Consider the following 25,532-nt stretch of genomic DNA (forward strand, 5'->3'; position numbering starts at 1 on the left):
TATGCCACAGGGAATTTTTTGCGACATAATAAGCGCCAATAAATTCATATTAATAAAGCAAGGATAGTACGATGACACTGAGCTGTATTCAACAACCGCATCAGCATTTAAATGCGAATTTAGACAATGGCGTACTGACCTTAGCCATTCACCGTCCTGAGGCAAAAAATGCGCTTTACGGCGAACTATATCTATGGATCGCACAGGCACTGGATGAAGCAGATCAGGATAGTAGTGTGCGTGTCGTGATTCTACGTGGTCAGGATGCAGACTTTAGTGCCGGCAATGACATGCAGGACTTCATGAAGTTTATTCAGACGCCTCTACAAGGTAAGGCTGGCGATACCCCTCCTTTTGTGCTGTTGAAGTCCGCTGCAAAATTTTCCAAGCCTCTAATTGCTGCCGTTCGTGGTGTAGCGATTGGGATCGGGGTAACGATTCTGCTGCATGCTGATCTGGTTTATAGTGACAATACTGCCCTGTTCCAAATTCCATTTGTTAGCCTTGGCCTGTCGCCTGAAGGCGCTTCAAGTAAACTGCTAGTACAACAAGCTGGCTATCATAAAGCAGCTGAGTTACTGCTTACTGCACAACGATTTAATAGTGAAAAAGCATTGGGTGCAGGTCTGGTAAATAGCATTGAGGAAGATGTCTATGCTGCTGCTGAAAAACAGGCACAAACTTTGGCTGCTTTACCACTTGCTTCCATTAAGCAGACCAAAGCATTAATGAAGCATAATCTGGCTGAAATTATCGAGTGTATTGATGATGAAGCTGAGATATTTATGAAACGTGTGGGTTCACCTGAAATGACGGAAGCCGTTCAGGCGTTTATGCAAAAACGGAAACCTGATTTCACACAATTCAACTAATTCTGAAACTTATCTTTTAATTGAGGCAGTTTAGACTGCCTCAATCTTTTATTTTTTTGAAAGAATCTAGCTTATGACTAATAAAAACTCCCAAACGACTTCTCAAACAACCGATAGTTCAAATCCTGAAAAGAAACGTTACTACGAACCTGCTCCTCAGGATATTGATGTAGACAATTTCCGCAAGGTCATCGAAAGCCGCCGTTCAGTGCGTAAATTTACCAAGAAGCCAATTCCTGCTGAAGTACTGGATGCCTGTCTGGATCTGGCCTTGCTGGCACCAAACTCCTCAAACCTGCAGCCGTGGACTTTTTATGTGGTGCAGAACCCATCCAAGAAAAAACGTCTGGTTAAAGCATGTATGAGCCAGCTTGCTGCTAAAACAGCTTCAGAGCTGATTGTCTGTGTGGCACGTACTGACCGTGTAGATGAAATGGCAAAACTGAATATCAGCGAGTTTCCATTTCCTGAGGCTCCACCAGCCATTAAAAAGTACTATAAGTACATTCCCTATAACTACAAGACCGGTTATTTGAATGCCTTTGGTAACTTTAAGAAAGTTGCTTTCAAAGTAGCTCGTACACTCGATAAACAAATGCCTGTTTCTGCATTTAGTCCTGCCGATGCCAAGCTATGGGCAAGTAAAACCACAGCATTGGCCTGTGAGAACCTGGTACTGGCTTTACGTGCTTATGGTTTTGATAGCTGTATGATGGAAGGTTTCGATGAACCGATGGTTCGTGAACTTCTAGACCTAAATGACCAGCAATATCCTGTGATGGTGATTGGTGCTGGTGAACGTGCCAAAGATGGTGTGTTCTTCCCGCAGTATCGTTTTGATCGAGAGCTGTTTATTCAGAAGGTTTGAGTTTAAAAATAGTATTTAAAGGATTTAAGAATATTAATTTACTTAATATTTGATGACATGGATGTCGCTTAATTAAGTATATAGGACTTACGCACTATTATTTATAGATTCTCTGTGGTAGCAGATGATTTTTATCGAGAATAAAGTCATCAATGAAGTTTTTGATAACTGGTCTAAATAATTTCTTCTGCCAACGATATACATTTTCAAAGATCCGCTCAAACTGGTTCTTTTGTATCTCAACGTAGGCCATCAAGGCTGAAAAAATATGATTCAAAATCAGTTTAGATCGTCTTACTTGAAACTTTTCAATATGACAAACCTGTTTAATCACCCGGTGATATTGCTCTATTTTCCAATGACTTGAATGTAATTCATGAAAACCCTCAAAGGACAATAAATCATCTTCATCTTGATGCACAATATAAAACCTCTGCTGTTCTTTTAACTGAGTCTTAAATAATTGTACAAAGCCAAAATCTTTGAGCCAGACCACTTGACCCTGATGGAAATCTGGCAATAAACGCAGTTGAAACCATTGTCCTTTTTCTGGGGAAACCTTACGGTTACAGTCGATACCAAACATAAATCGAATACCATATTTTCTTATGGTTTTTAGATTTCCAGTCGATGAATACCAACTATCACCTGTAATAAATTGAATCTTTGCACCCCAACTGAGTACTTCACTTAACATATCCATAAAGTAATCATTCTTGGTTTTACTTTCAGATTTGTCATAAATTCGGAAATTAATTGGAATATTTTGACCATTTTGATCTGTCGCATACAAGGTAATGAGATTAATACCCTTGACGGATCGGTGGTGTTTGCCTGACCAAAAATAGCTAACCAAGTCCATATGTTGACTATATGGTTTATCTAAAACAGTATCATCAATACTGACTATAAGTTTATTATTATCAATATGTTGAATTGATTCTTGATATAGGTCGTGAGGTGTGTAGTCTTCACGCTCTAGAAAGCGATTTACACTATCATGCGAGATATTATAAGTCTCGGCAAGTTGTGTGCAGCTAATAGAGTTCGGTTCTGTCATGAGAAAGCCCATATAAATGGGTAATGTACAAGTTGCTGTAGAAGCATGTTTAATTCGTCTAATCACAGATACTTTATAAAGTATTTTAATACTTTTTTGAATCCGTCAATGCGTAAGTCCTAGTATATTAGAAAAATCTAAATAATAATTTTATAGTTTTCTCATACAACGGCTTTGTTGCACAAAGAATTAAAAGTAAAGATTTCTCATATCTACTCAAATTTAAGTGACAACTCGGGTATGTGGTCTGCCTAAGTCCGTAAATTTATTTAATACTGCCACACGTGCATGAATCTCATTGATTTGGCTTTGAAAATTTCTCGCACTGAGTTTATCCCCCAACAATTTGATGCAATGCATCTTGGTTTCAACCAAACTTCGCCGATGATAGCCTGACCATTTCTTCCAAATAGTTCTTCCTAAACGCTTAATTGTTCGAAGCAATTCATTGCGTTCTAGCGAGCCCATCTTTTTATCTTTCGATGGCTTCGCATTTTTTCTTGGTGGAATGACCGCATGTGCATCTCGATCTAAAATGACTTGTCTGCAGTACTTCGTATCATAAGCACCATCGGTATAGACCGAATCAATTCGTTCGTCTAAAGGAATTTGAGTAAGTAAATCATCGAGTACTTGTGAATCGCTCACATTATTTGTAGTGAGCTGTACTGCACGTATTTGCAAGGTGTCGGCATATCAATACCAATATGAAGTTTGCGCCATTGTCGACGATATTCAGGCTGATGTTTCTTTCGTTTCCGTTCACCTTCACCTATAAACTTTAAGCCAGTAGAGTCGACAAGTAGATGTAGTCCATCACTACTTTTTTGATAGCCAATCGTAGTATCAATACGCTGTTGTCGTCTACAAATTGTAGTGTAGTCTGGCGCTACCCAATTTAACCCACAAAGATGGATGAGACTTTGAACAAAGCCAGTGACCATACGTAAGGACAATCGAAAGAGAGATTTAATCATTAGGCAACATTGGATAGCTGTGTCAGAGTAAGTTTGATTTCGTCCTTGTTTGCCTTTTGATGGGGCATACCATTGCGTAGCAGGATCAAACCAAATGGCAATATTTCCACGATTAATGAGTGCTCGGTTATATGAAGACCAATTGGTTGTACGATAAATTTTAGGTGTAAGCTTATTCATTTGAAAATTATATGGTGGAATAAGCCTTTAAAGATAGGTTTGTGCAACAAAGCCTATCACTTCTAAAATTTAAACTTTTATATCTAAGAGCTGGATAAATTCAAATGCCGGTTCTTCATAAGGATGACTGTCTTTTAGAGCCTTAGCCACTTCAACCGCCTTTTCATCAGGTACAAGAATTTCGACCCGCCATTCTTCCACATTTTCCAATTGGCCAATTTCCCCAATATGAGGATCTGCGCCTTGCTGCGGCTTAAATTGTCCAGTTCCCAGCACTTGCCAGGCACAGTCGGTATATTCACCAATCCCACCCGCACCTGCTGCAAAAACGGCCTTCTTGGTTTCCTCTAGGTTTTCATCTGGTACGTAATAAATCAGTTTAAGCATATATCTCTACAAGTTTTTCAAGCATTTACCGTATTGTTAAGGGCTTCGGTAATAATATTCAATGCTGGATTTTGAGAGTTCTTGTTAAATGTTGCATATAGTTCTACCTGGGGTAAAGGTCGATCTGTCTGGATCACTTTCACTTCATCATTCAGGAACCGTAATAGATAATCGGGAGCAAAACTAAAACCCATCCCCATATTGATCAGGTTAATATGCTGTAGCACATTGGTCGCCCACAGCACCTGATCGTGCTTTAGCTGATCAAAGGACATCAAGGCATTAAGTCTTTCGTAAAATATGGGTGATGCATTCTGATCATACATAATAATCGTATGATTTTTCAGTTCCTGTAATTTCAGTATCCGATCGGTTGGGTGCAAATGCTTGGCTGCAACCAAGTGAATTTGTTCCGTCAATAAATGGATATTTTCAAAATCCGGATGATCCAGCTGAAAAAGGGTAATACTTAGATCTAATTCAGTATTTTTTAGATGTTGAAGCTGTTCCAGACAGAACAGGCTATGCAGATGAATTTTTAAATCTGGCATGGTCTTTTTCAGCTTGGCCAAAATATGTGGCATAACTTTTAGTTCGGCAACATTCAGAAAGCCAATATGAATCTGATTATTTTTCTGCTGGGCCACCTGTCGTGCTGATGCAACAGCCAATTTGGCATTTTCCAGAGCTTTTTCTGCATAGATTAAAAAGGCCTTACCTTCATCGGTTAACTGTATTTTTCGTGAAGAACGTTCAAACAGGTTAACGCCAACTTCCTGCTCCAGATCTTTAATCTGCTGGCTTAAAGAAGGTTGAGCCGTAAACAGTTTTTCAGCAGCCCTAGTGAAACTCTGCTCCTGCGCCACGGTAATAAAATAGCGTAAATGTCGAAGTTCCATAGATTGCTCACTTCAAAAAATAGGTACTTATCTTACGATTTAGGCCAACATATTGAAAATATTAATAGATCAATAGCTTATGCTAATACTCATATAACTACCTTTTATACATGGCTAGATTTTGCCCCCTCATACATTTATGCCTGTATCAAGTTTACACATGGTGTCTTGCATGACACAGTATTCGACACTGAATCGGGTGAAAGCGGGGGTCAGGCAGCTGAATCACTGAACTTGCCATATTTGGATGTGATTCGGATTGTTTCTCATGATGTGTATAGCACCAGAATTACCAAGTCTGAAATTCATGAATCTGTGGCAGTTCTGGTTCGTCCGGATGGTTATGTAGTTTGGCGTTATAGGATAGTACCAATGATCAGTTTGATTATGAAAATACGCTGAAGACTGTGTTAAAGCAGATTCAATTAACTGTGTAGTGATAAAGCCACCTTCGGTTGGTTTTTCTTTAGTAATGGTAAAGGAATCATAGTTGTCGATCATTAAGATCATACATATTTTTCAAACTTTCCATTATTTAAAGCGTCAAATTGATTAGATACCCAGCGACATGGATGTCACCCGTCAGACTGTGGGACAAGGACGTCCCATCAGTCTGACAGCGGTTTTTTTGTCTTGCGGAGCAGTGCTCCTCATGCCCCGTCAAAAGTAAATCCTTATATCCTCTAAATTTAAAAAAGCCACCTCTCGGTGGCTTTTTTAAATCTGTTGATCAAGAACCCTGTAGCAAATAACTACCTACCAAGAACAGCACCTGTAGGCCAACGACAAAACCAAATAACCACCAACCTTTCTGACGTAATTCTGTTCTATCCATTATTCTGAACGTCTTAGCCATGTCATCACCTCATTCTTGAGTGTTGATACTGAACTGATCTATACCATCTTTCCTTTAAAGTGCATAAATATTGTGCATTATTTACACAATATCACTTTTATGCAGATATAAAAGCAAAATCTAAACCAGTTCAGCGGGAGAAAATTAAATAAATGTTTCAAACTGCTTAAAAAGCAAAAAGCCACCCACTGGTGGCAATTGATGAAGCTAGTCTAAACAAAAGTAAATGATTTTTCTAGCTTTGCTGAGTCACTTAAAATTCTAATAATAAAAAAGAGCCGCTACTGCGACCCTTTTTTGAAGCTAAATCAGATTAGCCAATGAACTTACGCGCATTACGGAACATACGTAACCATGCACCGTCCTGATCCCAGTCTTCTGGTTTCCAAGAGTGCTGGATCGCACGGAAGTTACGCTCAGGGTGTGGCATCAGGATCGTCGCACGACCATCTTTCGAAGTGACACCAGAGATCCCTTCAGGCGAACCATTCGGGTTCAATGGATATTGCTCAGTCGCATTACCTTGGCTATCCACATAACGCATGATCACCTGGTTATTGGCATTCAATGCAGCAATGCTTTCAGCTGATGCAACCACACGACCTTCACCATGTGCTACAGCGATTGGAAGAATTGAACCTTCCATACCTTCTAGCAATACAGAATGAGATTTCTCTACACGAACATTGACGCTACGTGCTTCAAATACTTCCGACTTGTTGCGATGGAAACGAGGCCAAACATCTGCACCTGGAATCAGTGGAGCCAATTGTGACAGCATCTGACAACCGTTACAGATACCTAAAGAGAAAGTTTCCTGACGGTTAAAGAATTTCTCAAACTGGTCACGAAGTTGCTGATTGAACAATACTGATTTCGCCCAGCCACCGCCTGCGCCCAATACGTCACCATAAGAGAAGCCACCACATGTGACCAGACCTTCGAAGTCATCCAGACTGATACGACCAGCCAGAAGATCGCTCATGTGTACGTCAACAGTATTGAAGCCGACTTTGTCGAATGCTGCTGCCATTTCTACATGACCATTCACACCCTGTTCACGCAAAATCGCCATATTTGGACGACGTGAATTGATGTACGGTGCTTCGATTTGCTCATTCAGGTCAAATGTCGGTTGAGCAATCAAACCTTTGTGCGCTTTGTCTGTTACTAATGCAAATTCTTGATCAGCAGTTTCTACGTTGTCACGCAGACGCTGGATTTGATGAGAAACTTCAGTCCAAGCCACTTGCAGGTCGGCACGTTCAAGTACCAGACCATTTACAGATAACTGGTCAGAGTTGTTTACTGTACCTACTACAGAGATCGCATCTTTTAGAGTAGAAGTAGCGATTTCTGCTTGTAATGCATCCCAATCTGCTTTCGCGATTTGCAGCACAGCACCGATTTCTTCAGCGAACAGTGAAGCTACAGTTTGTTGTTCCAGAGCTACACCAAGACGTGAAGCGAACATCATTTCCGCAACAGTTGCCAGTAAGCCACCATCACCGATGTCATGATACGCCTTGATCAGACCACGGTTGTTCCAGTCTTGAACCAGTGTAAAGAATGCTTTGAAGTCATCAAAGCTATCGACATCAGGAGTGACAGAACCAATGGCTTTATACACCTGAGCCAGGATCGAACCACCCAGACGGAACTGGCCTTTAGACAGATCAATACGAACCAGTACAGACTCAATATTTTTCAGTTCAGGGGTTAATGTTTTGCGAACATCAGTCACTGGAGCAAACGCAGTAATTACGCCTGACATCGGAGAAGTTACGGACTTGTCTTCGCCTTCGTCATTCCAAGTCGTACGCATTGACAATGAGTCTTTACCAACTGGAATTGCAATGCCCAGTGCTGGACACATTTCCATACCAATGGCTTTTACGCCTTCAAACAAGGCTTGGTCTTCGCCCGGTTGACCTGCCGCCGCCATCCAGTTTGCAGACAGTTTGATGTCGCTGATCTGATCAATCTTCGCAGACATGATGTTCGAGATCGATTCAGCAACTGATAAACGTGCAGAAGCCGCTGGGTTTAACAATGCAACTGGTGGACGTTCCCCCATTGCCATTGCTTCGCCCGTGTAACCGACAAGGCTGGTAGTCGTTACTGCAGCATCTGCTACAGGAACCTGCCATGGACCAACCATTTGATCACGTGCAACCATACCGGTAATCGAGCGGTCACCAATGGTGATCAGGAATGATTTAGATGCAACTGTTGGATTCTTGATCACGCGATAAATCGCATCTTTCAGATCAGTGACTTTAGACGCATCAAAGTCATCGCCTTTACGCGGAGCAGTTTCATATGAACGGCTCATACGTGGTGTACCACCAAGCATCACTTGCATTGGCATATCCACAGGCTTGTTGCCGAACAATGGATCCTCAACAGTCAGATGACGTGCTTCAGTTGCTTCACCCAGTACCGCAAACGGACAACGTTCACGTGCACAGATAGATTCAAACAATGGTAAAGATTCTGGACGGATCGCAAGCACATAACGCTCTTGCGCTTCGTTTGACCAGATTTCCATTGGCGACATGCCTGGCTCAAGCGATGGGATCTTACGAAGATCCAGTACTGCACCTAACTCATGATCGTTTACCAGCTCAGGCATCGCATTCGAAATACCACCCGCACCGACGTCATGTACAGAAACGATTGGGTTTTCATCTTCCATGCGCCAGCAAGTATCGATCACTTCCTGACAACGGCGTTCCATTTCCGGGTTTTCACGTTGAACCGAAGCAAAGTCCAGGTTTTCACCCAATTTACCGCTATCTACAGAAGATGCTGCACCACCGCCAAGGCCGATCAGCATGGCTGGACCACCTAGAACGATTAACAGATCACCCGGCTGGATAGCATCTTTCTCAACATGGTCTGGACGGATGTTACCGTAACCACCCGCGATCATGATTGGCTTATGAAAGCCTTTCACTTCGCCATTGACGTTTTGTTCGAAGGTACGGAAATAACCCGTTAACGCTGGACGACCAAATTCGTTGTTAAACGCTGCACCACCTAATGGACCTTCAATCATGATTTGAAGTGGAGATGCCATACGTGACGGTTTGCCGTAGTTTTCTTCCCAAGGCTGTTCAAAACCAGGAATATTCAGGTTAGATACGGTGAAACCAGTTAAACCCGCTTTAGGTTTACCACCACGACCAGTCGCGCCTTCGTCACGAATCTCACCGCCTGAACCTGTTGCGGCACCAGCAAATGGTGCAATCGCTGTTGGGTGGTTATGAGTTTCCACTTTCATCAGGATGTGAGCGGCTTGACTCTTGTATTTATAAACGTTTTGACCGTTATCTTCTTGAGTTGGATAGAAACGTTGCGTATCAAAACCAACAATCACCGATGCGTTGTCTTTATAAGCCGACAATACGTCTGTTGGTGATTCTTTATAAGTATTTTTGATCATCTGGAACAATGACAATGGTTGAACTTCACCATCAATCGTCCATTCTGAACCGAAGATTTTATGACGGCAATGTTCAGAGTTTGCCTGTGCAAACATCATCAGTTCGATGTCGTTCGGGTTACGGCCCAGTTTGGTAAATGCTTCTGTCAGGTAATCAATTTCCTGTTCAGACAGCGCAAACCCGAACTCATTATTGGCTTTAACCAGTGCTTCTTTACCTTGACCCAGAATATCAATCGAGTTCAAAGGTTTCGGAGCAGTTTCAGTAAATAATACTGCAGCATCTTCAATCGCATTGAAAAAGCTTTCAGTCATGCGGTCATGCAAGATCTGTAACGCTTCTTTAGAAAGCTCTTTTTCGCCCTTCAAAGTAAACAAAACACCGCGTTCTAAACGATGAACCGGTGTATTACAGTTGGCAAAAATATCAGTTGCCTTTGATGACCATGGTGAAATCGTGCCGACACGCGGTGTCACCAGAATCTGGATTTCATCACTTGCAGCCTGGTGCAGTTCAAATGATTGACCATCGTTGAGAAGCTGTAAAGCGGATTGCTGTTGTTGCTCGTTGAGCGCTTGGTCAAAAAGATAAACAAATTGACTTTCTAGTGATTGAACAGAACTAATTGACGATAAACGTGTGAGTAGTTGAGCTTTCTTAAAAGAAGAATGTGCAGGTGCACCGGCAACGATAAACATGCTGATTTTGGCTCCACGGGATGATCGAGCGACCATGCCACAATGTGACTTGAGAGAGCGCATATTCTACTGTGAAATATATAAATCGGCTAGAGAGGAAATGGGAAAACTCAAGCGAAAAGCTATAGCATTTTATAAATAATGCTTTTATTTTCAGATAAAAAAATTGAATGTAGTCGCACAGGTTAACACATTTTTTTCAAGAAAAATCAAAACCGCTTCAGAATAATTTTCTGCATAAAAATTGTATTATTTTTCAACGACAATCGGGACAAAATCAAATTTAGATTTTATTGTCATGACCTGTCAAAGCGCCGATTTAGGCTAGGATGAAATACTTGATTACAAGATTTCATGAAGTCGTATTTTTTGCAGACTGCTTTTAATTATTTTGATTGACTCTTAACTTTGACTACTAAGATTAGAAAACTGGTTAAAGGTCTTCTGCCTTTATGAAATACAAAGAGCAATTTTCCGCTCATCTCCGCTATTACAGCATCCGACAAAAATTACTCCGCCATATAAATGAGTAATTAATAATGAGTGGTATTTTAATCTAACATAATCTTCAGAACAAAAACCGGATATCTGCTCTCATCTTATAAAAGAATAAAAATAAAATTTCTTATGTGATCCCTTCATTTTTTTCATATTTGATGCTTATCTTATCAAATCATAATTAAGCGAAATTTACTTATCTGAACAACCAAAAATGATATCGACAAAATTACCCCACTATATCCAATATTTTGAAATTTCATCACTTATTCATTAGTTATATTATGCGTAAAAAGCAGAATATAAATAGCAAAACACCACTCGTATTTATGAGAAAATTTACCACGGATTATGAGGCCTATATAAAAAAATAATGAAGAAATGATTAATAATAAAATTTTGTTACCCTTTTTATTTAATCCGTATTCTCAGGTTTTATTTAACTCGAAAAATTTAAAATAAATATCTGTAATTGCTAAAAAAATATCTGAAATTTTCTTTTTATTCAACTGACAGAGGAACAGACTCACACTTCTATATCAGCTAAGAATCTTACCAAATAGACACTTCATCAGTAAATTTGATGATTTTATGTTAAGCTCTAGCCGAATTGCTGAGGAAATGTCCAAATTCTGGGCCTGGCAATGGTTTTTCCTTTCTGCTGTAGAGATGAATATAAATTCTATATTCGGACACTAATTTTTTTGATGTTCTATAGCTTCACTGCTCTGTCTATTTTAGAGCCTTAATCTGTCACCAATGATTTAATTTTCAAGAACAAAAGGTGACCCGCTTAAGGAGTATGTATGTTTCAATTCACTAGTACAGCAACTGTACTATTGATGGTGCTTTTCTATGGCATCACCTTTTTACTATCGTTACGTATTAAACAGAAAAATGAAAATGTCGATGGCTACATGGTCTCGAATGGCTCCATCGGATTTGGAATGTCTGCGGCCAGTATGACCGCCACCTGGATCTGGGCCGCCTCGTTTTATGCAGCAGCTTCATCCGGATATACATACGGCGTTTCCGGTGCCCTACACTATGGTTTGTGGGGTGCGCTGATGATTTTATTTATCTATCCCTTTGGCAAGCGCTTTCGTGAGCTGGCGCCTAATGCACATACTTTGGCGGAAATCATGCATGCCCGGCATGGCAATCAAAGCCAGATGATTCTGGCGGGTTCCAATATTGTGGGTAGCGTGATCAGCCTGATGGTAAACTTTACTGCCGCCGGGGCACTGGTTGAAATTTTATCTCCTTTAAGCTTTATTCATGGCGTGCTGATTACCGGTATCGGTGTACTGTCCTATACCCTCTGGTCGGGCTTCCGCTCCTCAGTCTTTACCGATTTTGGTCAACTGGTGGCAATGATTGTCGCGGCGGTGATTATTATTCCAACCTTATTCTTTACCTTAGGTGGGCCATCCCTGTTTCAAAGCGGGATTCATCATCTGCAACCGGAACAGCTGGATTTTTTCTCTAAAACAGCCTTCTTGGAACAAGGCGCGCCATTTTTTGTTGCCGTATTGGCCTACGCGATTGGTAATCAGACCATTGCCCAGCGCTTGTTTGCAGTCCGTGAAGATCTGATTAAGCCAAGCTTTATTACTGCAACGATTGGTTATGCTGCAATTGTTATTGGTCTAGGCATGCTTGGATTATTGGCGTTATTTGCAGGTATTCAGCCCATTGATGGCAACCTGAATAACCTGATTCCACAAATGGCAGCGACTTATCTTTCGCCATTTATGGTCGCGCTGTTATTTATCATGGTGATTGGAGCCCTGTCTTCTACCGCTGACTCGGATCTGTCTGCCCTGTCTGCGATTGTCATGACGGACATTTATGGCAAACAGATTGCGAAAAACCGCCCTGATCCAAAGAAAATGCTATTCATTGGCCGTATGACCATGATCGTTGCCACCATGCTTGGAATTGTGATTGCCACCTTGAAATTTGACATTTTATCGATGCTGATTTTTGTGGGTGCGCTTTGGGGATCTATTGTGTTCCCAGTGATTGTCAGCCTGTATTGGGACAAGGTGAATGCCCGGGCCTTTAACTGGTCAGTGGGCCTCGCATTTTTCAGCTTTCTGATAGTACGTTTTGAATGGCTTCCGATTCAGGGATTGATCGCACTTGGCTTTGAACTCGTTGCAACCTTGGGGATTGGTGTGGTGCTGGGACTGATGACCTTTGGTTTCTTCGGCAAGAAAGTGGGTCTGGTCGTTGGCATATTGGCCAGTATTGGCTTCATGCCATGGACCATCGGCTTCTTGCACGAATACGGCACCTTGTTAAGCTCACTAACAGCTTATGGCACTAGTGCACTGGTATGTACTGTGTTGACGCTGGTCTACAGTAAAGAACGATTCGATTTTAAACAAATCAATAAGATGGTGATTGAGTTTCACCAGCTATCTGAGAAAAGTAAATAAGGAGATTTCAGATGACAAGTCAATTATTGACCCTATATGTACTTTTTTGGCCATTGGTGGCAAGCCTGGTCTTGTTCACGATTTGCCTGAATGTCTATAAAGACACACAACAGGCCAAGAAAAATGGCGAAGAGCTAATCTGATTCTTCGTCTTAAACAAAAAGCAGGCCATTGAGCCTGCTTTTTATTGTTCATTTGATGATTTCGATTTTTAATCTCAGTCTTTTCCAGCTGACTGAAATAACCATGTGCAGCAAGACAATTCATGTCGCACTACCCTAGTGCAGGAGCTAGTTTTTTGGCATGATGCAAATAGTGGATCACTGAATAATGATAAATGACTCAAATGCGTTGGTTAGAACTGCTTTCGACAGTTCGGATTGGTAGTAAAAAGCAGAGCACTGAACTGGCACGCAGCCCGTTTCATAAAGATTATGACCGTATTATTTTTTCGCAAAGCTTCCGGCAGTTAAACCGCAAAACCCAGGTGCATCCTTTAACTCAGCACGATGGTATTCATACGCGCCTGACGCATTCACTGGAAGTCTCATGTATTGGCCGCTCGCTAGGGATGCTGGCCGCAGAGAAAATTAAAGATCAGCTTCCCCCTTGGGTGTCACCCGCTGATGTAGGTGCCATCATTCAAGCTGCCTGTTTGGCGCATGATATTGGTAACCCGCCTTTTGGCCATGCCGGTGAATATGCGATCCGGGAATGGTTTGATGATGTATCACATACTGACTTCTTAAAAGATTTAAGCCCTGAACAGGAAGCAGATGTACGTCAGTTTGAAGGTAACGCCCAAGGCCTGCGCCTGCTTACCAAAATTGACTATCATCCAAATGATGGTGGCATGCGCCTGACCTATGCCACTTTAGGTGCTTATTTAAAATATCCGTGGCTGTCAAAAACCATGGCATCGCAGGTAGATTTGCCTGCCAGTAGCCGCGCCAAGTTTGGCTGCTATCAGGCAGAAAAAAAGATTTTAAAGCAGATCGCGGAAGAGCTTGGACTGATCCAGCTCGGCGAGTATCGATATTGTCGTCATCCACTGACCTATCTACTCGAAGCAGCCGATGATATCTGCTATGCCCTGATTGACCTGGAAGATGGCATCAGCTTGAACATGCTCAGCTATGCTGAAGTGGAACCGGTATTTTTAAATCTGCTCGGAGATTATGGCACGCCTTCTGAAATCGGCATGCCTAACACGACCTGGCAACAGAAAATTGCTGCACTGCGTGGCCGTGTGATGAAACGTCTGGTGAATGAAGTCACTACTGCTTTTGCACGCCACCATGATCAGATTTTGTCTGGTCAGTTACAAGGCACTTTACTACAGTATTGTTCGTCAGATATTGAAAGTGGTATTAATCGCGCCAAAGAACTGGCACGTGACAGGATTTTTGAACATCCACAGAAAGCAGGCTTAGAAATCATTGCCCATCAAAGTCTACAAAATATTCTGGATGCTTTTATTCCTCTGACCACACCGCATAAAAACCTGAGTTTTAAAGAACAGCGTTTAATGTCGATTCTGCAACGTTCAGGTGCGAATTTTAAAGACAGCCATTATGACAATATCATGCAGGTGCTGGATATTATCTCGAAATTCTCGGACCATCAGGCTTATAACCTGTCACAGGAATTGCAGGGTAATAAAGCCGGATTGTTATAAAACATCTGGCTAGATTAGATGCTTATTGCAGCAAAATCACCTGTTTTGCAGAAGGAGATTTTGCCTTTCCTGAAAATGCTGACTACTATGCTGCAAAACTGAATTGAGTAATGATAAAAGATGATTGGATGCCTGATTGGTGAAGTGCTGGCGCTGGAAGCACCAACTGTTTTGTTAAATGTAAATGGTGTGGGTTATGAAATTGATACCCCACTCACCACTTTTTGCCAGTTGCAAAAAGGCCAGAAAATTACCCTGTGGACACATCTGGCCGTACGTGAAGATGCACAATTACTGTATGGTTTTTTAAATGCTCAGGAAAAAACCATTTTCCGCACTTTATTAAAAGTGAACGGCGTTGGCCCGAAAATGGCACTTGGCATTCTTTCAACTTTAAGTGTTGAGATGCTGATCCATACTGTTGAAAATGAAGATGTAAATACTTTGGTTAAAGTCCCAGGTGTCGGCAAGAAAACGGCTGAACGTTTGATGATTGAACTGCGCGACCGCTTTAAAGTCATGTCTGCTGGCACTGCTCCAAGCAATTCGACAGCTCCACAAATTCAGTTTATGGGCAATTCAGCCGTGGCTGAAGCGGAAGCTGCATTACAGTCATTGGGCTATAAACCTGCTGAAGCACAAAAACTGGTGAACGCTGCCAAAGGTGAATTTACTGAAGCCAGCGATATTATCCGCGCGGCATTAAAGTCGATGAATAGATAATAGGAAAATGACTTTACTTTAAATAAGACTGTTTATTCTCCTATTTATATAAATTACTCGCGACATGGATGTCGCCAGTTGAGTTGGGGTACAGGACGTACCCTCAACTCAACAAAAGATTTTTGTTACTTTTGATCTTTCAAAAGTAAAACAACGCCTACACAATGGCAGCTAAACACAAATCATTATTTGAGGCTGTTTCCGCAGCATCAAACAGCTTCAATAAAGAGATTAAGTTAATAGATATGCAAGACCGTCTCATCAGTGGTTCTGAAAAACCCGAAGATCATTTTGATCGCGCCATCCGCCCAACTTCCCTCGATGACTACATCGGTCAGCCGGTGGTTCGTGAGCAGATGGAAATTTTCATTGGCGCAGCCCGTGGCCGTGAAGAAGCCCTCGATCACACCCTGATCTTTGGCCCGCCAGGTTTGGGTAAAACGACATTGGCCAATATTATTGCCCGAGAAATGGGTGGCAATCTCAAGTCAACTTCTGGCCCGGTACTGGAACGTGCCGGTGACTTAGCCGCGATGCTAACGAACCTGGAAGAAGGCGATGTCCTGTTTATTGACGAGATTCACCGTCTGTCACCCGTGATTGAAGAAATCCTTTATCCAGCAATGGAAGACTACCAGCTGGATATCATGATTGGTGAAGGTCCTGCTGCCCGTTCGATTAAATTGGACTTACCACCATTTACTTTGGTCGCTGCAACCACACGTGCTGGTCTACTCACCTCTCCACTACGCGACCGTTTCGGGATTGTGCAGCGTCTGGAATTCTATTCGGTTGATGATCTGACCCATATCGTGAAACGTTCTGCGAGTCTGATGGATGTGCCAATGACCGAAGATGGCGCAAAAGAAATTGCACGTCGTTCACGTGGTACACCGCGTATTGCCAATCGTTTATTACGTCGTGTACGTGACTATGCTCAAGTCAAAGGCACAGGTGAAGTCACTCAGGAAATGGCTCAACGTGCATTAGATATGTTGAACGTGGATAAAGATGGTTTAGATACGCTTGACCGTCGTTACCTGTCGATGTTGCTAGAACGCTTTGATGGTGGCCCGGCGGGTGTAGAAGCTTTGGCAGCAGCAATGGCAGAAGATTCAGGTACTCTGGAAGATGTGATTGAGCCTTATCTGATTCAGCAAGGTTATGTGATGCGTACTGCGCGCGGTCGTATTGCGACCAATATGGCTTATTTACAATTTGGCATGACGCCGCCTGAGCCAAAGTAAAGATAAAATTCTTTTGGCTTAGCCATTTTTTATCATAAAGAAAAAGAGCTAATTGACTACTGCAATCAATTAGCTCCAAAAGCACAAACTCAAATCTTTATTATTAAGTAGTTTATTTAGTTATATAATTATTGCCCTTCAAACAAATACTTAGGCTATTTCTTTTAAAATTCTATCAATAATAATTATGAAATAATCAAAGCAACTTTAATGCCAAGATAGTATTTAACTTAGAGAAATAGTTGAAACTTACATAATGAGAGTTTTTTAAATCAGATATAAATTCCCTTCAACAATTCCCTATTAGTTTGAATTTTTAAATAAAATAGACCATTAGATTTTTATAATTACATAATTTTACAATATCTACCTCTGTAAAATTCCCTTTATCAGCAAGTCCTAAAAATGAATATACCAAAAAGGTATGAAACCCATACTCAGAGGGTTTTGGTCAAATGTAGTGCATTATGTAATGCTCAGGCATCACTTTAACTCTATTCAGATTTTTAAGGTTCTCCCTGATATGAACATGCATAAGACGCTTTCACTTTGTCTCCCTCTTCTATTCTGTAGTCAACTAGCTTTAGCAGATTGGGTAGATGATTCAGTTAAAGCAGCCGAAGCGCATACCATCAAACTGCGCCAGCATATTCACCAATATCCTGAACTGGGCAATATGGAATTTAAAACCTCGGAATTAGTACAAAAAGAATTAAAGTCCTATGGCATTGAAGTACGTAAAGGTTATGCCAAAACAGGTGTGATCGGCGTTCTAAAAGGTTCAAAACCTGGCCCAGTCATGGCATTACGTGCAGATATGGATGCCTTGCCGATTCAAGAAACGGCAGCCGTACCTTTTGCCAGCAAGCAGAAAGGCATTTATCAAGGTAAGGAAACTTATGTGATGCATGCCTGCGGTCATGATACGCATACTGCAATGCTACTAGGTGCCGCCAAAGTGCTCGCTGCCAATAAAGATAAGATTGCCGGAACCGTGGTATTTGTATTCCAGCCTGCTGAAGAAGGCGGTGCAGATATTGATAACTTTAGCCAGGGCGATCAGATCGGCTCACGTAAAATGCTTGCCGATGGTGCACTCAAGAATCCCCAGCCTGAAGTCATTTTTGGAATGCATGTGATGGCGGGTATGCCAAGCGGCAATATTTTCTATAAAGATGGTGCGATTCTCAATAGCGCGGATCATTTACGTATTCAGGTAGATGGCCATCAGGTACATGGTTCAATGCCTTGGGCAGGTCGTGATCCCATCTATGCTTCTGCACAGATGATTAATAATTTACAAAGTCTGGTAAGTCGTAAAGCTGATTTAACCAAAGGCATGGGCGTGGTCAGTATTGGAAGTATTCAGGGGGGTACCACAGGAAACGTAATTCCTAATCAGGTGAATATGGTCGGTACGATTCGTTCTAATAGTGAAGATGTCCGTCAAGGTATTTTAAAAGACTTGCCGAAAATGCTAGAACACAATGCCGCAGCCAATGATGTAAAAGTCAAAGTAGAAATTGCACCCTATGCACCTGTTACCACCAATGATAAAACCTTGACCCAGTTGATGCGTCCGACTCTGGCTAAAGTGAATGGTGAAGATAAACTGCATCTGCTTGATAACAATGCTAGTGCCAGTGAAGACTTTGCTTATTATGGCAAGCTGATGCCATCGCTCTTTGTGTTCGTAGGTGCAACGCCAGCAGATCAGGATCCAGCCAAAGCAGCACCGAACCATAACCCGAATTTTATAGTCGATGATGCGACTTTAAAAACCGGCGTAGAAAGTCATGTCCGCTTTATTCTGGATTATCCGAAAGTGGCTGATCAGGTACAAGCAAGCTGGAAACAAAATAACAAAAGCTGATTCTTAGTTCCTCAAGCATGAGTGACTGGTCTCATTCATGCTTTTACTTCGCCGTATTAATAAGCAATTGGCCGTTCCGTACCGGCTTAGCCCCTACTCCAACCAGATTTGACATCTTGTGCCATTGGTCTCAAAGCTCACAGTGCTAAACTTTGACGCGCTAAATTGCTTGACTGTTGGCAGGAATCCGGCAAACTCTAATCGCTTTCCTGCATCTAAAAACAAGCAAAAATTTCGAAAATCTGCATGGAACAAAACTATGGCGAATCACTTTGAATTCAATATCCGCGTTTATATTGAAGATACTGATGCGGGTGGCATTGTCTATCACGCCAATCATATTCGCTATATGGAACGTACCCGTACCGAATGGTTACGTGCCGCTGGAGTGAGCCATTACTGGCATCAGACAGACTACAATTTTGTGGTGCATAAAATTAATGTCAAATACATGCGTCCGATCCTGATGGATGATTTAATTACTGTTACGGCACGTGTCATTTCATGTAAAGCTTCATCATTTGTATTGCAACAAAATATTTATCGTGGTGAAATCATGCTTGCATCAGGTGAGGTTGAGTTGGCATGTATCAGTGCAGAGATGCGACCACGTCGACTCCCGGATGAAATCCGCGAACTAATTCAAAAAGAATTGGAACAAGACTAAAAAAATTTATTGGCACACGTAACAACTATGGCGACTCAGTTAGAATCATCTCTTCAAGTTTCAGATCTTATTTTACAAGCAAGCCCTGTCGTACAACTGGTGATGCTTTCTCTCCTGTTAGCCTCAATATATAGCTGGTATCTGATTGCCAGGCTCTATATGAGTTATAAAAAAGCCCAGGCCGATGATGAACATTTCCAGAAAATCTTCTGGTCTGGTGCTGAGCTGAATACCCTCTATAACAATGCACAACTCAATTCTAAACGCACTGGCCTTGAAGATATTTTCTATCAGGGTCTGGGCGAGTTCCTGAAACTGAAAAAACGCCATGCGCCAACTGCCCAGTCGATTGAAGGGACAGAGCGTATTCTGCGTGTCGGTTTAAGCCGTGACCAAGGTCATCTGGAACAAGGTCTAGGCGCATTGGCGAGTATCGGTTCGGTCGCGCCTTATGTGGGTCTGTTCGGTACAGTCTGGGGCATCATGAATGCCTTTATTGGCCTGGCAGATGTCGATCAGGTCACTTTAGCCACTGTCGCACCTGGTATTGCAGAGGCCCTAATTGCAACGGCGATTGGTTTATTTGCTGCAATTCCTGCGGTTTTAGCCTTTAACCATTTCACATCTAAAGGTGAAGCACTGTACTCTGACCGTGCTCTGTTCGCTGAAGAAATGGTGGCGCTGCTGCAACGTCAATCTGTGGGCGCTATGCAGGACAATGACTAATGGCTATTCAACGTTCAGGACGCTTCGAGCGTATTAAAAAACCACTGAAAAGTGACATGAATGTAGTGCCTTACATCGATGTAATGCTGGTACTTCTGGTCATTTTCATGGTGACTGCCCCAATGATTACCAGTGGCATCAAGGTCGATTTGCCGCAGGCCAATGGCTTGCCAATCGAATCCAAAGATGCGCCTACTATTGTCACTTTAAAAGAAAATGGTACTTATTTTCTGGAATATAAAAATCAGACCACAGGTCCTGTCACCCTAGAGGCTTTGACGCAGACTTTGATAGAAGCACAAAGCACTGCTGAAAGTGAAAACAAGATCCTCAATGTCGTGATCAATGGTCATACTACTCGCCCTTATGGCGATGTGATGGCCTTGATGTCAAGCCTGCAGGATGCCGGTTTATCCCAAGTGGGCTTACTAACCAAGCCATTAGAATAAAGTATGAAAAATTATCAGAAACCACCGTTTCAGAAGAAAGCAATTGCAATTGGGTTTACGCTAGGAATCCATACAGTTGCTTTGGTGGGCCTGCTTTTTCTGGGCATGAGTAAGCCACCTGAACCGCCAAAACAGATTAAAACGGTCTTAATTAAACCTGAAGACCTCAAGCCAGTGACTCGTGAAGAAACTGAGTTCGAAGAAACTGCACATGAAAATATTGCAGAAGAAATTACCCAAACTGCTGAACCGAGTGTAGAGCCTGCGCCTATGGTTCCAACGGCAGCTGCACCGGCACCTCCGGCACCGCAGCCTGCACCAGCACCCCCACAGATCGATATTCAAAAAGCTCAGCAAGAAGCAAAAGCAGCAGAGCTTGCTCAAGCCAAGGCTGCCCAACAAGCAGCCGAAGCTGCAAAACGTGCTGAAGCCGCCGAACAGGCAAAACAGGCTGCTGCTAAAGCCAAAGCAGAGGCTACACAAAAATCTAAGGCTGAAGCTGAAGCAGCGCGTAAGGCCGAAGTAGAAGCACAGCGTAAAGCCGATGCTGCACAAAAAGCCAAACTTGAAGCGCAGAAAAAGGCTGATTTAGCCGCCAAGCAAAAAGCCGAGGCTCAAGCCAAGGCAAAAGCGGATGCTGCGGCAAAAGCCAAGGCAGATACCGAAGCTAAACGTAAAGCGGATGCGGCTGCAAAGGCTAAAGCAGAGGCGGATGCTAAACATAAAGCTGATGCGGCTGCGAAGGCCAAAGCAGAGGCTGAAGCTAAACGTAAAGCTGAAGCGGCAGCGAAGGCTAAAGCAGATGCCGAAGCTAAACGTAAAGCTGATGCGGCTGCGAAGGCCAAAGCGGATGCTGATGCCAAGCATAAAGCTGATGCCGCTGCAAAAGCTAAAGCAGAGGCTGAAGCTAAACGTAAAGCTGATGCGGCTGCGAAGGCCAAAGCGGATGCTGATGCCAAGCATAAAGCTGATGCCGCTGCAAAAGCTAAAGCAGAGGCGGATGCTAAACATAAAGCTGACGCTGCGGCAAAGGCTAAAGCAGATGCAGATGCGAAAGCCAAGGCAGAAGCTGATGCCAAAGCCTCTGCAGCCAAACAGGCTGCTGAAGAAGCTGCACAGAAAAAAGCGGAATCTAAACGAATTGCCTCTACTGCAAAACGTGATTTCGAAAATAAAATCAGACGTGCATGGGATACCCCAGTGGGCTCTTCAGGCCAGAAAGCGACTGCTCGGGTCACTTTAAGCGATAGTGGTTCTGTGGTTTCTGTGGTGGTGAGTGCCAGTGATCCAGATATGAAAGCCAGTGTAGAAGCGGCAGTACGTGCTGCTGCACCTTATCCAATGCCTTCAGATCCGGATGCACGCCGTGAAGCACGAAGTTTTACTTCAACCTTTACAGCTCATTAATAAGAAACAGCCATAATAAAGAAAAAGTGTTATGGCTGTTTTTTTGAGTTAAACTTCAATTGAAACAGATTAAATAATAATCACGCTCCATAGTGATATAACAGTTTGATGATAAATTCGTGGTCTATTTCGCATAAATCCATGCGATGATGTAGCCCAATCACTTATAAATAACTCCGTTGATTTGAGTAAATAACGAATGATGGAAAAGACACGTAAACACCTACTCTGCCTTGCAATCATGACCACTTTGGGTGCCGTCACTGCGACCCAGTCTCAGGCCCAACTGCATCTGGAAATTACCAAAGCTCCTGAAGCTGCCCCTAAAATTGCCATTGTGCCTTTTAGCCAGGATCAGAGTATTTATCCGGTGGTGGAAAATGACTTGAATCGTTCTGGAAAATTTGCCAGTGCCTCGAAGAATTTACCTGCTACAGCACAACTGAATTCGCCAAATGCTGAAGCATGGGCAGCTGCAGGCGTACCTTATGTGGTGACCGGTTCATCCAAGACCAATCCGGATGGTTCTTATAGCATTCAGTATCAATTGTATGATGTCGAAAAACGTCAATACTTATTGAATGAGTTGCTGACTGTTCCTGCTTCACGTACCCGTCACGCAGCCCATATGATCAGTGATGCGATCTATCAGGCATTAACCGGTATTCCAGGAGATTTCACTGGCCGTATTGCTTACGTCTTACGTAACCCGGCAACGCCTGAGCAGCGTTATACCTTGCAGATTGCCGATACGGATGGTGAACAGCCAAAGACTATTTTGACTTCGCGTGATCCAATCCTGTCACCTGCCTGGACACCGGATGCCAAAAAAATTGCATATGTATCTTTTGAAACCAAACGTCCGGCCATCTATGTACAGGATTTGGCAACTGGTCAACGTGAAAAGCTGGCCAGCTTCCGTGGTTTAAACGGTGCGCCAAGCTTCTCTCCAGATGGCAAGAGCATGCTGTTCACTGCGTCTATGCACGGCAACCCAGAAATCTATCAGATGAATCTGGAAACACGCCAGTTAAAACGCATGACCAACGATAGCGCAATTGATACAGAAGCACGTTATGCGCCGGATGGAAAATCATTTATCTTTACTTCAGATCGTGGCGGCTCTCCGCAGATTTACCGCTATGATTTTAATAATGAAAGTACCAAACGTCTGACTTTCCGTGGCGCATTTAATGCCCGTGCAACCTTAAGTGCAGATGGTAAGAAACTTGCATTGGTTCATCGTCCAAGTGGCAGTAACTATAAAGTGGCTGTACAGGATATTAGCTCAGGTGTGACCAATATCCTGACGCCAACCAGCCTGGATGAATCACCTAGCTTCTCACCAAATGGTCAGATGGTGGTCTATGCCACTCGCGAAGGTAACCGTGGATTGTTATCCATCATGTCTCTTGATGGTCGGTTCCGCATGAATTTACCAAGTGAAACAGGTGAAGTCCGCGAACCTGCTTGGGCACCAAAATAATAGTTCAATATTTATAAATGCTTTACCCCATAATCAACCTTCATGGAGATGAAGAATGAACAAAGTAAAATTATTTGCACTTCCTTTGCTTGCAGCCGCAGTCGTAATGACTGGTTGTGCCAGCCGTAAACCAGCAGCTGAAGTTCAAACTGGCAACCTGGATACGAGTGGCACCACCACTGTAAGCACTGAAGGTCTAAGTGAAGATGCAGCTTTAAGCGCTCAAAATATGGCTGGTGCATCTGCTAAAGGTGTAACTGCGGAAAATAAGGCTTATTTAGCTAAACGTGTAGTTCACTTTGACTATGACAGCAGTGAACTGAGCAATGACGATATCCGTACTCTACAAGCACATGCCCAGTTCCTGATGGCAAATGCAAACTCTCGTGTAGCTTTAACAGGTCATACAGATGAACGCGGTACACGTGAATACAACATGGCACTTGGTGAGCGTCGTGCCAAAGCAGTAGAAAGTTTCTTGATCACTTCTGGTGTAAATGCAGGCCAACTTGAAGCAGTGAGCTATGGTAAAGAAATGCCAGTTAATCCTGGTCATGATGAAAGTGCATGGAAAGAAAACCGCCGTGTAGAAATCAACTACGAAGCTGTTCCACCACTACTAAAATAAGTGATCATTTAAATAATGCATCATTAATAAAAAAGCACTCAATTGAGTGCTTTTTTATTAGGAAGATATTTGGAAGATCCAAGAATAAAATTACTCTTTGCCTTCAACTTCTTCGGCAGTTTGCATGGATTCAATCATGTCATGTTTATTGAATTTTTTATATTCAGGTTTTGCTTCGTAATCCTTCCACGCTTCTTTCATCTTGTCTTCAGAAATTTCATCGAGATTAATCGCTTCGCTCGGCGTTGGAGTCGCATCAAACTTTAATGTTGTCATCTCTGTGCTCCTATGATCATTTTTTCCTTTGATTCAACATAGCACTTTCCACAGGAGTTGCAAGGGCAAAATCACAACAAATAATTCAGTTTAATTGTCCTTTTCGAACGTTCTCATCTAAAATATAGCCGTATATCGTTTTGATCTTTTTCCCCCGATTATAAGTCTTGGAGTTTTTCCCTTATGTCATACCGCACCTTATCCCAATTTCTACAACAACAAAGCGGGAACCTCACACCTGAACTTGCTCAAGTAATTGAAACAGTTGGAAATACCTGCAAGCGTATTGACCAACTCCTGCAAAAAGGTGCTCTAGCGGGTGTATTAGGTAGTGCTCAGCATGAAAATGTTCAAGGCGAAGAGCAAAAGAAACTGGATGTGATTTCCAATGATTATCTGATTGATGCATTAAAAGTACATCCACATGTAGGCGGTTTAGCTTCTGAAGAACTGGATGAATTCACTTCAGCTCAGGAAAATGGTCAATATCTAGTATTGTTCGATCCACTTGATGGCTCAAGTAATATTGATATCAACATGTGTGTGGGTACCATTTTTTCGATTCTTCCTGCAAAAAATAGTGTAACCCAGGCAGAAGACTTCATGCAGGCTGGTGTCAATCAGGTTGCTGCTGGTTATGTCCTGTATGGCCCATCAACCATGATGGCACTTACTGTGGGTGCTGGTGTGGTATTCTTCACTTTCGATCCTGAAATTCAAGAGTTTCTGCTGACTTCTGAAGCGATTCAGGTGGCTGCTGATACTAAAGAATATGCAATCAATGCATCGAATCAGCGTCACTGGGAAGCGCCTGTACAGCGTTATATCGATGAATTGCTGGCAGGTAAAACAGGTCCTCGCGCCAAAGATTTCAATATGCGCTGGGTTGCTTGTATGGTCGGCGATATTCACCGTATTCTGTGCCGTAGCGGGATCTTCATGTACCCATACGACTTAAAAGACCCAACTAAAGCAGGTCGTTTACGTTTAATGTATGAAGCCAATCCAATGAGTATGCTAATGGAACAGGCTGGCGGTGCATCAACGACTGGTCGTGTCCGCATTCTTGAAATCGAACCTACAAATCTGCATCAACGTGTTCCTGTCATCATTGGCTCAAAAAATGAAGTTGAGCTTGTGACCAGCTACCACCACTAATTTTTAAACGGCAGTTGATCCTTGAT

22 protein-coding genes and 1 pseudogene are annotated in these 25,532 nt (G+C 42.5%); 16 read left to right on the plus strand and 7 right to left on the minus strand.

Annotated elements, in window-relative coordinates:
• The first annotated feature begins 71 nt into the window (after positions 1–71).
• A complete protein-coding gene (locus F897_RS13505; RefSeq protein ID WP_004784573.1) occupies positions 72–872 on the plus strand; it encodes an enoyl-CoA hydratase in 801 nt (266 codons plus the stop codon).
• 73 nt (positions 873–945) lie between these two features.
• A complete protein-coding gene (locus tag F897_RS13510; protein ID WP_005236685.1) occupies positions 946–1,740 on the plus strand; it encodes a nitroreductase family protein in 795 nt (264 codons plus the stop codon).
• Between the two features lie 97 nt (positions 1,741–1,837).
• Here the strand turns inward: F897_RS13510 and F897_RS13515 are convergent, their stop codons facing one another.
• The 4 genes and pseudogenes from F897_RS13515 to F897_RS13530 form a co-directional block, all read right to left on the minus strand.
• Positions 1,838–2,866: an IS701 family transposase gene (locus F897_RS13515; protein WP_079255106.1), complete on the minus strand. Its 1,029-nt coding sequence runs from the start codon at positions 2,864–2,866 to the stop codon at positions 1,838–1,840.
• 156 nt (positions 2,867–3,022) lie between these two features.
• Positions 3,023–3,957: pseudogene (locus F897_RS13520) on the minus strand (IS5 family transposase).
• 69 nt (positions 3,958–4,026) lie between these two features.
• Entirely contained in the window at positions 4,027–4,344 is a 318-nt protein-coding gene (locus F897_RS13525) for a YqfO family protein (RefSeq protein ID WP_004784580.1), read from the minus strand.
• A 17-nt stretch (positions 4,345–4,361) separates the two neighbouring features.
• The gene (locus tag F897_RS13530; protein WP_005236689.1) at positions 4,362–5,243 is read right to left on the minus strand and encodes a LysR substrate-binding domain-containing protein; all 882 of its coding nucleotides are present in this window, start codon (positions 5,241–5,243) and stop codon (positions 4,362–4,364) included.
• A gap of 168 nt (positions 5,244–5,411) precedes the next feature.
• Between F897_RS13530 and F897_RS13535 the strand changes: the two genes are divergently transcribed.
• A complete protein-coding gene (locus F897_RS13535; RefSeq protein WP_034581063.1) occupies positions 5,412–5,645 on the plus strand; it encodes an aromatic-ring hydroxylase C-terminal domain-containing protein in 234 nt (77 codons plus the stop codon).
• A 328-nt stretch (positions 5,646–5,973) separates the two neighbouring features.
• Here F897_RS13535 and F897_RS18070 read toward each other — a convergent pair whose 3' ends face one another.
• Positions 5,974–6,099 carry a KGW motif small protein gene (locus F897_RS18070; RefSeq protein ID WP_004784583.1) on the minus strand — a complete coding sequence of 42 codons (126 nt, stop codon included), beginning with the start codon at positions 6,097–6,099 and terminating at the stop codon, positions 5,974–5,976.
• 313 nt (positions 6,100–6,412) lie between these two features.
• A complete protein-coding gene (purL, locus tag F897_RS13540) occupies positions 6,413–10,246 on the minus strand; it encodes a phosphoribosylformylglycinamidine synthase (protein WP_004784584.1) in 3,834 nt (1,277 codons plus the stop codon).
• A gap of 1,304 nt (positions 10,247–11,550) precedes the next feature.
• Between purL and F897_RS13545 the strand changes: the two genes are divergently transcribed.
• The 12 genes from F897_RS13545 to pal all read left to right on the plus strand — a co-directional run bounded on the left by F897_RS13545 (position 11,551) and on the right by pal (position 24,072).
• Positions 11,551–13,188 (plus strand): sodium:solute symporter family transporter, encoded by a 1,638-nt coding sequence (locus F897_RS13545; protein WP_004784586.1) that lies wholly within the window; start codon positions 11,551–11,553, stop codon positions 13,186–13,188.
• Between the two features lie 11 nt (positions 13,189–13,199).
• Complete coding sequence (locus F897_RS17850) at positions 13,200–13,331, plus strand: putative transporter small subunit (protein WP_004645659.1); 132 nt, start codon at positions 13,200–13,202, stop codon at positions 13,329–13,331.
• A 194-nt stretch (positions 13,332–13,525) separates the two neighbouring features.
• Complete coding sequence (locus tag F897_RS13550; protein WP_004784588.1) at positions 13,526–14,866, plus strand: deoxyguanosinetriphosphate triphosphohydrolase; 1,341 nt, start codon at positions 13,526–13,528, stop codon at positions 14,864–14,866.
• 120 nt (positions 14,867–14,986) lie between these two features.
• Positions 14,987–15,589, plus strand: a complete 603-nt coding sequence (gene ruvA, locus F897_RS13555; RefSeq protein WP_004784591.1) for a Holliday junction branch migration protein RuvA — start codon at positions 14,987–14,989, stop codon at positions 15,587–15,589.
• A gap of 245 nt (positions 15,590–15,834) precedes the next feature.
• Positions 15,835–16,836: a Holliday junction branch migration DNA helicase RuvB gene (gene ruvB / locus F897_RS13560; protein ID WP_034581209.1), complete on the plus strand. Its 1,002-nt coding sequence runs from the start codon at positions 15,835–15,837 to the stop codon at positions 16,834–16,836.
• Positions 16,837–17,359: 523 nt separating this feature from the next.
• Positions 17,360–18,709, plus strand: coding sequence for an amidohydrolase (locus F897_RS13565; RefSeq protein WP_005236693.1), 1,350 nt, complete (start codon positions 17,360–17,362; stop codon positions 18,707–18,709).
• A gap of 259 nt (positions 18,710–18,968) precedes the next feature.
• Positions 18,969–19,376 (plus strand): tol-pal system-associated acyl-CoA thioesterase, encoded by a 408-nt coding sequence (gene ybgC / locus F897_RS13570; protein ID WP_004645668.1) that lies wholly within the window; start codon positions 18,969–18,971, stop codon positions 19,374–19,376.
• 27 nt (positions 19,377–19,403) lie between these two features.
• Complete coding sequence (gene tolQ / locus F897_RS13575; RefSeq protein WP_004784599.1) at positions 19,404–20,102, plus strand: protein TolQ; 699 nt, start codon at positions 19,404–19,406, stop codon at positions 20,100–20,102.
• Complete coding sequence (gene tolR, locus F897_RS13580; RefSeq protein WP_004784601.1) at positions 20,102–20,551, plus strand: protein TolR; 450 nt, start codon at positions 20,102–20,104, stop codon at positions 20,549–20,551. Before tolQ ends, tolR begins: the two co-directional genes overlap by 1 nt.
• 3 nt (positions 20,552–20,554) lie before the next feature.
• Complete coding sequence (tolA, locus tag F897_RS13585) at positions 20,555–21,958, plus strand: cell envelope integrity protein TolA (protein WP_004784603.1); 1,404 nt, start codon at positions 20,555–20,557, stop codon at positions 21,956–21,958.
• Between the two features lie 202 nt (positions 21,959–22,160).
• Positions 22,161–23,444, plus strand: coding sequence for a Tol-Pal system beta propeller repeat protein TolB (gene tolB / locus F897_RS13590; protein ID WP_171064822.1), 1,284 nt, complete (start codon positions 22,161–22,163; stop codon positions 23,442–23,444).
• A gap of 55 nt (positions 23,445–23,499) precedes the next feature.
• Positions 23,500–24,072, plus strand: coding sequence for a peptidoglycan-associated lipoprotein Pal (gene pal / locus F897_RS13595; RefSeq protein WP_004784608.1), 573 nt, complete (start codon positions 23,500–23,502; stop codon positions 24,070–24,072).
• Between the two features lie 90 nt (positions 24,073–24,162).
• Here pal and F897_RS13600 read toward each other — a convergent pair whose 3' ends face one another.
• Positions 24,163–24,348 carry an NF038105 family protein gene (locus F897_RS13600; RefSeq protein ID WP_004784609.1) on the minus strand — a complete coding sequence of 62 codons (186 nt, stop codon included), beginning with the start codon at positions 24,346–24,348 and terminating at the stop codon, positions 24,163–24,165.
• Between the two features lie 183 nt (positions 24,349–24,531).
• Between F897_RS13600 and F897_RS13605 the strand changes: the two genes are divergently transcribed.
• Positions 24,532–25,506 (plus strand): class 1 fructose-bisphosphatase, encoded by a 975-nt coding sequence (locus F897_RS13605; protein WP_005236696.1) that lies wholly within the window; start codon positions 24,532–24,534, stop codon positions 25,504–25,506.
• Positions 25,507–25,532: the final 26 nt, after the last annotated feature.

The sequence above is a fragment of the Acinetobacter variabilis genome (assembly GCF_000369625.1).
GTDB lineage: Bacteria > Pseudomonadota > Gammaproteobacteria > Pseudomonadales > Moraxellaceae > Acinetobacter > Acinetobacter variabilis.